The organism is Haloarcula japonica DSM 6131 (genome assembly GCF_000336635.1).
Lineage (GTDB): Archaea > Halobacteriota > Halobacteria > Halobacteriales > Haloarculaceae > Haloarcula > Haloarcula japonica.
The window spans coordinates 1-12,201 of record NZ_AOLY01000044.1; the positions used below are offsets into that span (position 1 = coordinate 1).

Below are 12,201 nucleotides of genomic sequence, written 5' to 3' on the forward strand. Positions count from 1 at the left end.
GGACATCGACGATATCGCCGAAACCCTGGCCGATTCAATCGCGGTCGGACGACCGCGGAACACGATCAAGGCCTGCCGCGCGCTGGAACAGAGCGGCGGAACCAGCGTGCTGGTCTCCGATGCGGAGATTCTGGAGGCCGAAACGCTACTTGGCAGCACCGAAGGTATCTATTCTGAGCCGGCGGGCGCGACGCCCGTCGCCGGCGTCCAGACCGCACTCGATCAGGGGATCATCGAACAGGACGAAACCGTCGTCGTGGTGTCCACCGGCTTCGGCCTGAAGGATACGAAAAGCGCCGAGAAGGCGACCGGTGGAGTAGATCGAATCGACCCCAAAATCACGGAGGTCGAAGGCCTGTACGGTACGGCCGAGGAAGCCGCGGCCGACGACTGACACCATGGAACGACTAACCTGCTAGTGCCGACTTTCTGATCCGATTCCGAGACGCCGCCGAGCTGAGAAACTCGGATTTCGAATTAGTCCGGACTGTTTTGCCACAGTATTCCCAAATTACCGGGACAAACGATTGCGTATCCTCGACAAAATTAAACACATATGTTGGTATTAGGATTCCAGTAGGTGGATTGAAAAGACAGGGCGTTGGATGCCGTTGCATGAGCGGTCCAGAGTCGGAACAGCAGTCGGTCGTACTGTACGATATCGAAGACAAGCCGCCGTTGGGGAAGGCAATCCCACTCGGGATCCAGCACGTCCTCGCGATGTTCCTGGGCAACGTCGCACCCCCGCTCATCCTCGCGGGGGCCGTCGGCTCTGTCACAGGGGAGACGACGTTTCTCGTCCAGATGGCGCTGATCGTCGCCGGTGTCGCGACCATCGTTCAGGCGTACCCGGTCGGCCCCGTCGGCGCGCGGCTTCCGGTTGTCATGGGGACCAGCTTCGCGTTTCTCGGCCCACTCATCGGTATCGGCAACCAGTTCGGTATCGCCGCCGTCTTCGGGGCATCGCTGGTTGCTGCGCCGGTCGAAATCGTCATGGGCGTCTCGTTCGACCGGTTCCGACGGTTCTTCCCGCCGCTTGTCACCGGTATCGTCGTGATGCTCATCGGCCTGACACTCATTCCCACGGGGATGAACTACGCCGCGGGGGCCTCGGCCGGCCCGTCAGCGGAGGGGTACGGTTCCTTCGTGAATCTCGGCCTCGCGGGACTTGTTCTGATCGTCACGGTCGGGCTGAATCAGTTCTTTGAGGGCTTTCTCCGCGTCATCAGCGTGTTCGTGGGCATCGTCGTCGGCTACCTCGTCGCGCTCGCACTGGGCGTGGTCGACCTCTCAGCGGTCGCCGCTGCCGGCTGGGTGACGGTTCCCGTTCCGCTCAAATACGGCCTCGCGTTCGAGCCAAGCGCCGTCGTCACCGTGGCATTCCTCTATATCATCACCGGCATGGAGACCATCGGGGATATCTCAGGGACAGTGTCCGCGACCGGTCGGGACGCCACTCGCGAAGAAGTCCGCGGCGGCCTCGTCGCCGACGGCGTGATGAGCGTCTTCGGCGCGGTGTTCAACGCGCTCCCGAACACGTCGTTCTCGCAAAACGTCGGTCTGGTGAATTTCACCGGCGTCGCAAGCCGCTACGTCGCCGGCATCGGGGGCGTTGTGCTGCTTGCACTCGGGTTCGTCCCGAAGGTCGGCGCAATCGTCTCGGCGATGCCCGACGCCGTGCTGGGCGGCGGCGCGCTCATCCTGTTTGCGATGATATTCTCCTCCGGTGCACGCCTCATCACGCAAAACGTCGAACTCGACCACCGCAACTCGACCATCCTGGCGATGTCGATGGCACTCGGCCTCGGTGTCGCGTTCCGCCCGGAAATCCTCCAGAACTTCCCATCTGAAGTGCAGACGCTGTTCGGGTCCGCGCTCGTCACTGGGGGAATGGCCGCCCTCATTCTCAACGTCGTGTTCCCTGGGGGAAGCGTCGGCACCGGACCAACTGAGTACACCGCAGGGCTGGAGCCGAGTCCGACCGACGCCGGAGCGGGCGCACCGCCGGTCGACGACGACTGAGCGCCGGTCCGGGACGGACTACAGGTAGCCGTCCGCGAACTCGTCGATCATCAACCGCCGGTCCTCGCCTAGTGGATAGAGAATCGGACACTGACAGCCCGTCTCTGCGTACTCTCGGACTTTCTCTCGGCACTGTTCGGGCGTGCCGCTGGCGGTGAGTTTGTGAACCACGTCGTCCGGAATGAGGTGCATCCCCTCCTTGATGTCGTCCTTGTCGGCCGGCCACCCGCCGATGGTCTCTCCCACCTCGTCGATGAGGTCCTGACTGACGCCGCTGGCTTTCATGATGTGGGGCTGTTGCCCGAGGTACTGCGTGATGAGTTCGCGGGCGTTGTCCAGAGCCTGCTCCTCGTCGTGGTCCATCGAACAGACGACGAGCTGGGGCCGGTCGATGTCGTCGAGTGAGCGGTCGCCGCGCTCCGCCCCGGTCTCCAGTGCGTCGAGGGCCTTCTCGTTGTACTCCGGGCTGACGAGGTAGTTCAGCAGTGCGCCATCGGCGAAGTGGCCGGTGAGTTCCAGCATCTTGAACCCGGTCCCGCCGACGTAGACGGGGACGGTTCGCGGCCCGTCGTCGCCGTGGACCACGTCCAGTTCCACGTCCCGCATCTGGACGAACTCGCCCTCGTAAGTGACGTTCTCCATGTCCAGCAGGTCCTTTGTCACCTCGACACACTCACGCATCGCCCGGAGTGCGCCGCTGCGGTCGATACCGACTTTCTCGGCCAGCGGGTCCCACCACGCGCCGATGCCACACATGATGCGATCCGGGCCGGCGAGTTCTTCAAGCGTGCTCATTGATTGTGCGATCAGCGCCGCGTTGCGCGTCCAGTTGTTGATGACGCCGGTTCCGAGTTTGATGTCATCGGTGACCGCGGCGTACGCACCGAGCGGGGAAACAGCGTCGCGTGCGAGCCGCGATTCGGCCTGCCAGACCTCGTCGATGCCCTGCTCCTCCGCGTACTGCACGAGTTCGACGTTCTCTTCTAGCGAGTGTTTGTCCTGCAAGTAGATACCGACACGGTCGCCTCTCTCGAAGACCTGATTGGCGCTCATGAGACATATTGGATTCTCCGAATACCGATAAATAGATTTGGCCACACACACGGTCTGTGGAAGGTGTGGCCGCCGGTATTGGCTCGCGTCGCGGAACAGTCAGTCCGTCTCGCGGCTGTAGGACTGCAACAGCGCCGAGGGGACCGCGAGCTGGTCGCTCTTGGTCCGGATGACGGCGTACGCCAGCACGAGAATCGTCGCCAGATACGGGTAGGTTCCCATGATCTGTGGTGTCATAAGGAACTCGACGATGGGGTTGATGACGCTGGCGAAGGGCGCATCGGGGCCCAGCGTCAGTGAGATGGACTGTGAGCGAATGCGCAACGCGTCGAGCAGCCCGAACAGATACGCCCCCACGAGCATCCGGCGGGGCCGCCACTGCGCGAAGATAACCAGTGCGACGGCGATCCAGCCCCGGCCCGCAGTCATGCCGGGGACCCAGAGCTGTGAGAAGGCCAGTGAGAGGTGTGCTCCGGCCGCGCCAGCGAACCCGCCCCCAATGAGCACCGCGAGGTACCGCAGCCTGAACACGGACACGCCCATCGTATCCGCCATCTCTGGGTCCTCACCGACGGCTATCATCTCCAGCCCGAGGTTGGAGTGATGCAGGAAGTACCAGACCACGACCAGCAGGCCGAGCGCGAGGTAGTCCGTTGCCGTGCTCCGGAAGAGGGCCTCGCCGATAATCGGGATACCAACGAGGTACTGGCCGACGAGTGGGAACGTTATCTGCGGGAACCCGTTGATCGACTCTTCGACCCAGCCAGAGCCGAAAAAGGTCGTTAGCCCGGTCCCAAGCAGCGTCAGCATGACGCCGCTGATGACCTGGTTCGACTTCAGCGTGATACAGAGGAAGGCGTGAACTAGCGCCAGCACCATCCCGAGGAGGATGCCGACGCCGAATCCAAGCCAGTGGCTCCCCGTGACGACGGTGGTGATGAACCCACCAAGCGCGCCGACGAGCATCATGCCCTCGACGCCGAGGTTGAGGACGCCCGCCCGCTCGCTGATGAGTTCGCCCATCCCAGCGAGGAGAAGCACTGTCGCCGCCTGCACTGTGGCGTCGAGCAGGCCGGCGATGAAGCTCACCATCAGTCGTCACCCCGCTGTGGGTGGGCTGGCGTTTCCGCTGGCCCGCGTTTGAGGTCGATACCGACGCGGTAGCTCTTGAAGAACTCCGCCGTAATCAGGAAGAGAATGACCAACGCCTGGATAATCTCGACCAGCGCTGCGGGCACGCCAAAGGCCACCTCCATGCTCGACCCGCCCACGAACAGGACGGCGAAGAACAGCCCCGCGAGCATCACTTTGAGCGCGCTGTTGCGACCAAGCAGTGCAATCGGAATGGCCGTGAAGCCGTATCCGGGTTCGAACCCAGCGCGGTATCGACCCTGTGCGCCGGCGATCTCGCTGATGCCGCCCATGGCCGCGAACGCACCCCCGACGACGAACACGAGGAGATACACGTAGAATTTGCTCATGCCCGCCTGCTGGGCGGCCTCGTCGTTCGAGCCGACGAACGTGATTTCGAACCCGAGCCGGGTTTTCGTCATCAGGACGTACGTCGCTATCACCATACAGACGGCGACGAGGAGACCGGCGTGGACGCCGCCGAACAGTTCCGGAATCGTCGCGGCCTCGGAGAACCGATCCGACTGCGGGAAGTTCCCGGTCCCACCCTGCATCGGTCCCCGGAGCAGGTAGCTCTGGATTTCGAGCGCGACGAACGTCAGCAGGAGCGACGTGATGATCTCGTTGACGTCCCACTTCGCACGCAGGTACGCCGGGATACCAGCCCAGATACCGCCGGCTACGGCTGCGGCAACGAACATCAGCGGAACCAGTGCGAGCCCCGGAAGCGAGACGTTCAGCCCGATCCACGTCCCCGCGAGCGCGCCGGCGACGAGTTGCCCTTCGGCACCGATGTTGAACAGGCCCGCTTTCAACGGGAGATACACCGCCAGACCCGTCAAAATCAGCGGGATCGCCTTCGTCAGCGTCTCGCTGAGACCGAACTCGGTCACGAGCGTCTCGACGAACATCGTCCTGTACGCCGCGACGGGGCTCACGTCAAGGACGACCAGTGCGATGGCGCTCACTGCCAGCGCGGCGAGAACCGTGAACACGGGCGTCCCGTAGGCCAACCAAGCTGGGATGTCCTCGCGTGCGTCGACAGTTACTGCGACGTTCATCAGCTCTCACTCCCCTGTGTGACGCCGGACGGAGGCGGCGATGTCTCCATCTGGCCTTCGTCGTCGCCACCACCAGTCATCTCCAGCCCGATCCGTTCTCGGTCGGCTTCGGCCGGTGTCGTCTCGTAAACGAACTCGCCCTCGTAGACGACGAGAATCCTGTCGCTCAGGTCGAATATCTCGTCGAGGTCTTCCGAAAGGAGGATTATGCCGGTTCCCGCTTTCCGCTGTTCGAGCAGCGTCTCCCTGATGAACTCGATTGCGCCGACGTCGACACCGCGAGTCGGTTGGTTCGCGATGAGCAAGTCCGGGTCGCGGTAGATTTCCCGCGCCAAAATGAGTTTCTGGAGGTTCCCTCCGGAGAGGTCGCCGGCCTTGGTCTCGGTCACGTCGCTGACACCGCGGACATCGAACTCCTCGACCAACGTCTCTGCGTAGTCACGGAGTTCCCCGTAGTTCAGGAACGGCCGGTCGCCGAACCGGCTGTCCCTGAAATCCTTCATCGTGGCGTTGTGCATCACCGAGAGGTCCTCGGCACAGCCGTACTGAAGCCGGTCCTCCGGAACGAACGAGACGCCGCTGTCGACGAACGTTCTCGGTTTCGCACCGGTGATGTCATCGCCGTTGACCACGACCTCGCCGGCCGTCACGTCTCGGATACCAGCCATGACCTCAGCGAGTTCCTTCTGGCCGTTACCGCTGACGCCCGCGATACCGACGATTTCGCCCTGTCGAACCGTCAGGTCAATACCTGAGAGCGCTTCGATATCTCGATTGTCGGTGGCCCTGACCCCGCGTGCGCGCAGCACTGGCTCACCGAGGTCGACAGCGTCCCTGTCGATTTCGAACAGGACTTCGCGGCCGACCATCATCTCCGCGAGGTCCGCCCGGGAGACTGACGAGACCTCGGCGGTGCCGACGTTTCGCCCCTCCCGGAGCACCGTTACCCGGTCGACGATAGCGTCGACCTCGGTGAGCTTGTGCGTAATGAAAATTATCGAAAGCCCCTCGTCTGTCAGCCGTTCGAGCGAGTCGAAGAGCCGCTCGGCCTCAGTTGGCGTGAGAACCGCCGTCGGTTCGTCGAGAATCAAGAGGTCGACATCTCGGTACAGCGCTTTGAGTATCTCGACGCGCTGTTGCTGGCCGACATCGAGCTCCCAGATCTTCGCGCTCACGTCGATGTCGAACCCGTACTGGTCCGCTAGGTCCTGAATCCGCTGTTCGGGCACGTCGAGGCCGAGTGAGAACTGGCCGGCAAGCGACTGGACGAGGCTGTTGTTCCGGATCGCCGCCGGAAGCCAGCTGTCCTCCGCATCGCTGCGAAACGCTGTGGCCGGTTCACGTTCGCCGAGCACAACGTTCTCGGCGACAGTCAGGCGCGGTATCAGCATGAAGTGTTGGTGAACCATTCCGATACCGGCGTCGATAGCGTCCTGTGGCGACCCGAGATCGAGTCGCTCGCCGTCGAGATAGATATCGCCGTCGTCCTGCGAATAGAGCCCGTACAGAACCTTCATCAGTGTACTTTTTCCCGCACCGTTTTCGCCAAGGAGGCCGTGGATTTCCCCGCGCTCGACGGAGAGGTTGACGTGGTCGTTGGCGACGACCCCGGGGAACTCCTTCAGAATCCCCTCCATCCTGAGCGTGGTGTCTTCGGACATGCTCTCTTATCTTGGGCGGGTATCAACAATGTAGTGGCATAATTGTTTCCAAAGGTAGCTATATTCGCCGTCCAGAACGGGAAATGGCGGACATTTGCCAAGTATTAGTTGTTATGTGTTAGCGACCGTTGTGGATCTGGGTTCCGTCTGTCTGTACCAACAATAGTATGAACATATGATTCAGGTAGTTGCCAGTCGATATGATATTAACTCATATTTATAGCATATATTTGGACAATATCATAGAGAAAGCTGCGTGAACGGAACGATTTAAGTTATTGTTTCTGCAATGGCTACCCGGTTAGTTAATGGTTGACAAGAAGCATACCAAATCGAGACGAGAGTTACTGACAGCGCTCGGGGCAGCAGGAATTACCGGGCTCGCGGGTTGTAGCAGTGGTGGTGACGGGGGTAGTGGCGAGGCGGCGACCGACACCGCCGGCGAGGGAGCGGGTGACGGTACCACGACCGGCAGTGATGGCGGGTCCGGAACGGATTCGATCACCGCCGCCTGGGTGTACAATTCGGAGGTCGGCGACCTCGGCTGGTCATGGGCCCACAACGAAGGGCGGAAGGCGGTCGCAGCAGAGTACGACTGGCTTGAGACCGAGTACACCGAGGCTGTCGCCCCAGCTGATTCCGAGCGGGTGTTCGAACAGTACGCGCAGGGTGATGCCGATATCATCTTCGGCTGTACGTTCGAGTATCAGGACCCGATGGCGTCCGTGGCGGAACAGTATCCCGACACGTTTTTCGAACACAACACCGGCTACCTGACGATGGAGAACATGGGGCGGTACATGGGCCGGATCTATCAGCCCCGGTATCTCGCCGGACAAGCGGCCGGGACCGTCACGGAGACCGACACGCTGGGATACGTGGCAGCGTTCCCGATTCCGGAGGTCATCCGTGGCATCAACGCCTACGCGCTCGGGGCTGCGTCTGTCAACGACAACGCCACGCTAAAAGTCAGATGGACGAACTCCTGGTTCGACCCGCCGACCGAGAGCGAGGCGGCGAACGCCCTACTGGACGAGGATGTCGACGTGATGGCCCAGCATCAGGATTCCCCCGCCGCACTCCGTGCGGCCTCCGATGCGGGTATCTGGGCAACCGGCTACGACGCCCCCATGGGCGATATCGCCGGCGAGAACTATCTCACGTCCCCGATCTGGCACTGGGAGGAGTTCTATGGGCCGACCATCGAGTCGGTCAGGGACGGGACCTGGGAATCCGACGTGTACTGGGAGGGGATCGACGCAGGCATCTGTAGTCTGGACGACTGGGGGCCTGAAGTCCCACAGGAGGCGAAAGACACCGTTTCGGAATCACGGTCAGCGATACTCGACGGCGAACTAAACGTCTGGGCCGATTCGGCGTTCGAAGGCAAGAGCGACGAGTTCCTCTTCCAGCAGATGAGCAGCTACGTCGACGCCGTCGAGGGCGAGGTCCCGAACTGATCCCGCCACCGGTCCCCAATCGCAGTACACGCCTGGAGAATACTGTGTCTTTCAGACCATCATACTAACGTTCGTAGTATTATTGAGGGTAAATGGAGGGTTTCGATCAATTTTGGCCCAATGTATTCCTTCGCTGCAAGGTCAAGAATGGTATCGCTTAAGTATGAGTTTCCGCTACCTCTACCCAGTTCAGTAATGGTGGATACCAACCGAACGATATCGCGGCGGGAGATGCTGGGTGCGCTTGGGGCGACAGGAGTAACCGCACTAGCCGGCTGTAGTGGCGGGAGCGACGGCAGTGACACGGCTGACGGCACGACGACCGGCGACGAGGGAGGTTCCGGATCGGATTCCGTCACTGCTGCCTGGGTGTACATCTCAGAGGTGGGCGATCTCGGCTGGTCCCACGCCCACGACGAGGGGCGAAAGACGGTCGACGAGAAGTACGACTGGCTGGAAACCGAGTACACGGAAGCTGTCGCGCCGGAAGACTCGGAACGCGTTTTCGAGCAATACGCACAGGGCGACGCCGACATCGTCTTCGGAACGACGTTTGGCTACCAGGACCCGATGTACACCGTCGCGGAACAGTACCCCGACACGTACTTCGAGCACGCGACCGGCTATCGGACCCGGGAGAACATGGGACGGTACATGGGTCGGATCTACCAGCCACGGTATCTGGCCGGCCAGGCGGCTGGGATGGTGACCGAGAACAACACAATCGGCTACGTCGCCGCCTTCCCGATCCCCGAAGTCATCCGCTCGATCAACGCGATGGCGCTCGGCGCACGGTCGGTGAACCCGGACGCAACGTTCAAAATCCGGTGGGTCAACGCGTGGTTCGACCCGCAGACCTCGAAGCAGGCAGCCAACTCACTCCTCGACGAGGGCTGTGACGTTATTTCACAGGAGCAGGACTCCCCCGCTCCGGTCAGGGCAGCCAACGAGGCGGACGTGTGGGCCTCCGGCTACAACGCGCCGATGGGCGAGTTCGGCGGCGACAACTACCTCGTCTCCCCGGTGTGGAACTGGGAAGAGGTGTACGACCCAACTATCTCTGCAGTTCGGGACGGAACCTGGGAATCCGATGCCTTCTGGGGCGGCATGGAGACGAACCTCCCCACACTCGACGAGTGGGGGCCGGAGGTCCCACAGGAGGTCAAGGACACCGTCGCCGAGACGGAAGAGAAAATCGTCAACGGCGAACTCGACGTCTGGGCCGGTTCGCCGTTCGAGGACAAGAGCGACGAGTTCCTGTTCCAGAAGATGAACAGTTTCGTCGACGCCGTCGACGACGAAGTACCGGAGTAGCGCGGCCGGGGTTCGGCGTTCGTTTCCGCTCCGATACTGTCCGAGCGGTCGGATAGGCAAGTCACCGGACAATCGGTCAGAGCGGGCAAGCCAGCCGATCAGCCGTCCGCAGCGCGGTCGAGTTCGGGACGGGTCGCACCACCCCACTCCTCGTAAGAGCGAAGCACGTCGCCGTTTCGCTCGCCGGTCAGTTCGCCGCCCCGGACGGCAATCTCGCCGCCGACGAGGACGTACTCCATCCCGTCGGAGAACTGAAACGGGTTCTCGTAGGTCGCGTTCGCCGACACCGAGTCGAGGTCGAAAGCCACGAGGTCCGCGATGTATCCCTCCCGGACGTAGCCGCGGTCTCTGAGGCCGAGGATATCGGCGGGGTTACCTGCGGCCTTATACGCCATCAGTTCTGGTGAGAGCACGTCCCGCTCTCGGACGTAGCGTTCGAGAATGCGACTGAACGCGCCGATAGCCCGCGGGTGAGGCTTTCCGCCGAAGATACCGTCCGTGCAGAACGTACCGCGGTCGTCCGCGAGGAACCGCTCGATGTCGTCTTCAGCCATCACGAAATCGGCCATAGTTACGTCCAGTTCTTCCACAACGAGCAGTTCACACATCGCGTCGACCGGGTCGCGTCCCATTTCGGCGGCGATGTCCTCGATAGTATCGCCCTGATAGCGCCCGCTTCCCGTCCGCGTGATGAGGATATTGTCCCACGACCCGGCGGCGTACGCGAGGTTCTCCCAATCACCCGGCTGAGCGATGTCAGTGGCGATGCGGTCGCGAACCGCCGCGGAGTTGAGCCGATGACGGATGGCTTCCGAATCGCCCTGCCGTGCCCACGGCGGCAATAGCGCGGTAAGCATCGTCGACCCGGCTGTGTATGGATACTGGTCGAAGGTGACCCGCTGGCCACGGTTGATGGCGTCGTCGAACAGTTCGAGCACGGCCTCGGAATCTCCCCAGTTCTGCTGGCCGCCGACCTTTAGATGGGAGACGTGGGCGTGACAGCCGCCACGCTGACAGATGTCGAGATACCGGTCGATAGATTCGACCACGCGGTCCGTCTCGTTCCAGACGTGGGAGATCATGAACGAATCGCGCTTTGCGAGGGTGTCAGCGAGCGCCACCAGTTCGTCGTCGCGGGCGTACGAACTCGGCGGGTATATCATCCCTTTGGACATACCAAACGCGCCTGCTTCCAGCGCTACTTCGAGTTCCTGTCGAATCGCGTCGAGTTCACCGGGCGCTGTGTCGTGGTCTGACTTCGGTCTGTCCAGCCGTTGATCGGTGACTGGTCCGGCGGCGACGACGTGTTCGTCGCTGAGTGGGCGGTCCTCGAACCCGGACAGCATCGACCTGATGTTGCCATGAGGGGCGTAGTATGCGCAGTTGACAGCGGGCTCGGCGGATTCAAGCGCTGAGAGATAGCCGTCGACGGTATGCCAGGGCCACGACTCGCCGAGCGTGCCGTCGAGTGATTTGACTCGTTCCGCCCACTCATCAGTGAGGGTCGGCGGCACCGGAGCGACGCTGACCCCGTCCTGGCCGAGGACTTCCGTCGTGATTCCCTGCGTCAGTTTCTCTTTCGCGCCGGGATGCTCGAACAGTCGAAGTTCCGAATGCGCATGCATATCGATGAACCCCGGCGCGAGATACGACCCGTCGAGATCGATAACGCGGTCGGCGTCGAGCGGGGCCTCGCTGATGGCATCGATTCGACCGTCGGCGACACGCACGCACGCAGTGAACGGCGGGCGACCGCTCCCGTCCAGTACCCGCGCGTCTCGGAACGCGATAGACGCGGCACTCGGCTCGGTCATGTCTGCCGACTCGCGGAACGGTCGTTTGGCTCTTTCGGTGGTCTCAACCGTGTGTGACAGCGGGCGAGCGCGTGCCACACCTGTCTGTCAGCCTGTGTGGTGCTACCTCGACACAATCTTCAAGACGACACCGCGGAACAGCTACCCAATGCCATCGGTCAGTCTCGATAGCGAGCGGTTCAGACAGCGCTTCGATACGTTCAACAAGATCGGCGCGACGGAACGGGGCGGCGTGAACAGGCCGAGCTTGTCCGACGAGAACAAGGCGGCCCGCGACACACTGGTCGAGTGGTTCCGGGAAGCCGGGCTGGAGCTCCGTATCGACACGATGGGAAATATCTTCGGTCGCCGAGAGGGAACAGATGGCGACGCCGCACCGGTCCTGTTCGGGTCGCACATCGACAGCCAGTACAACGGCGGGCGGTACGACGGCGTTATCGGCGTCCTCGGAGGGCTTGAGGTCATCGAGGCGTTCAACGACGCCGGCGTGACGACCGAGCGCCCGCTGGAGGTCGTCGCCTGGAGCAACGAGGAAGGCGTCCGCTTCCAGCCGGATATGCTCGGCAGCGGAGTCTACTGTGATATTTTCGACCTCGACTACGCATACGAGCGCGAGGACAAAGAGGGCAAACGGTTCGGCGACGAACTCGAACGCATCGGCTACAAGGGCTGTCTCTTATACACA

The 12,201-nt window shown here is 62.1% G+C and carries 10 protein-coding genes; 5 read left to right on the forward strand and 5 right to left on the reverse strand.

Annotation, left to right across the window (positions count from 1 at the left end):
- On the forward strand, positions 1-394 hold a 394-nt coding region (locus tag C444_RS19860; RefSeq protein WP_004594895.1), incomplete at its 5' end, for a threonine synthase.
- Between the two features lie 221 nt (positions 395-615).
- Positions 616-2,022 (forward strand): uracil-xanthine permease family protein, encoded by a 1,407-nt coding sequence (locus tag C444_RS19865; protein ID WP_004594896.1) that lies wholly within the window; start codon positions 616-618, stop codon positions 2,020-2,022.
- 18 nt (positions 2,023-2,040) lie between these two features.
- On the opposite strand, the gene C444_RS19870 is transcribed toward C444_RS19865, so the two are convergent.
- The 4 genes from C444_RS19870 to C444_RS19885 form a co-directional block, all read right to left on the reverse strand.
- Positions 2,041-3,075, reverse strand: coding sequence for an LLM class flavin-dependent oxidoreductase (locus C444_RS19870; RefSeq protein ID WP_004594897.1), 1,035 nt, complete (start codon positions 3,073-3,075; stop codon positions 2,041-2,043).
- A 99-nt stretch (positions 3,076-3,174) separates the two neighbouring features.
- Complete coding sequence (locus C444_RS19875) at positions 3,175-4,167, reverse strand: ABC transporter permease (protein ID WP_004594898.1); 993 nt, start codon at positions 4,165-4,167, stop codon at positions 3,175-3,177.
- Positions 4,167-5,267: an ABC transporter permease gene (locus tag C444_RS19880; RefSeq protein WP_004594899.1), complete on the reverse strand. Its 1,101-nt coding sequence runs from the start codon at positions 5,265-5,267 to the stop codon at positions 4,167-4,169. The genes C444_RS19875 and C444_RS19880 overlap by 1 nt, the downstream gene beginning before the upstream one ends.
- The gene (locus tag C444_RS19885) at positions 5,267-6,928 is read right to left on the reverse strand and encodes an ABC transporter ATP-binding protein (RefSeq protein ID WP_049909660.1); all 1,662 of its coding nucleotides are present in this window, start codon (positions 6,926-6,928) and stop codon (positions 5,267-5,269) included. The genes C444_RS19880 and C444_RS19885 overlap by 1 nt, the downstream gene beginning before the upstream one ends.
- Positions 6,929-7,236: 308 nt before the next feature.
- Between C444_RS19885 and C444_RS19890 the strand changes: the two genes are divergently transcribed.
- On the forward strand, positions 7,237-8,388 hold the full coding sequence (locus tag C444_RS19890; RefSeq protein WP_004594901.1) for a BMP family ABC transporter substrate-binding protein: 1,152 nt from the start codon (positions 7,237-7,239) through the stop codon (positions 8,386-8,388).
- Positions 8,389-8,583: 195 nt separating this feature from the next.
- The gene (locus tag C444_RS19895) at positions 8,584-9,702 is read left to right on the forward strand and encodes a BMP family ABC transporter substrate-binding protein (protein WP_004594902.1); all 1,119 of its coding nucleotides are present in this window, start codon (positions 8,584-8,586) and stop codon (positions 9,700-9,702) included.
- Positions 9,703-9,800: 98 nt separating this feature from the next.
- On the opposite strand, the gene C444_RS19900 is transcribed toward C444_RS19895, so the two are convergent.
- Entirely contained in the window at positions 9,801-11,516 is a 1,716-nt protein-coding gene (locus tag C444_RS19900; RefSeq protein ID WP_004594903.1) for an N-acyl-D-amino-acid deacylase family protein, read from the reverse strand.
- A gap of 148 nt (positions 11,517-11,664) precedes the next feature.
- On the opposite strand from C444_RS19900, the gene C444_RS19905 reads away from it, so the two are divergent.
- The coding region (locus C444_RS19905) for a M20/M25/M40 family metallo-hydrolase (RefSeq protein WP_152420839.1) at positions 11,665-12,201 on the forward strand (537 nt) is incomplete at its 3' end.

Excerpts from the sequence above, each read along its gene's own strand:
- C444_RS19875 (WP_004594898.1), bottom strand. The coding sequence starts at position 4,167 with ATGGTGAGCTTCATCGCCGGCCTGCTCGACGCCACAGTGCAGGCGGCG.
- C444_RS19895 (WP_004594902.1), top strand. The coding sequence starts at position 8,584 with ATGGTGGATACCAACCGAACGATATCGCGGCGGGAGATGCTGGGTGCG.
- C444_RS19880 (WP_004594899.1), bottom strand. The coding sequence starts at position 5,267 with ATGAACGTCGCAGTAACTGTCGACGCACGCGAGGACATCCCAGCTTGG.
- C444_RS19890 (WP_004594901.1), top strand. The coding sequence starts at position 7,237 with ATGGTTGACAAGAAGCATACCAAATCGAGACGAGAGTTACTGACAGCG.
- C444_RS19885 (WP_049909660.1), bottom strand. The coding sequence starts at position 6,928 with ATGTCCGAAGACACCACGCTCAGGATGGAGGGGATTCTGAAGGAGTTC.
- C444_RS19900 (WP_004594903.1), bottom strand. The coding sequence starts at position 11,516 with ATGACCGAGCCGAGTGCCGCGTCTATCGCGTTCCGAGACGCGCGGGTA.
- C444_RS19870 (WP_004594897.1), bottom strand. The coding sequence starts at position 3,075 with ATGAGCGCCAATCAGGTCTTCGAGAGAGGCGACCGTGTCGGTATCTAC.
- C444_RS19865 (WP_004594896.1), top strand. The coding sequence starts at position 616 with ATGAGCGGTCCAGAGTCGGAACAGCAGTCGGTCGTACTGTACGATATC.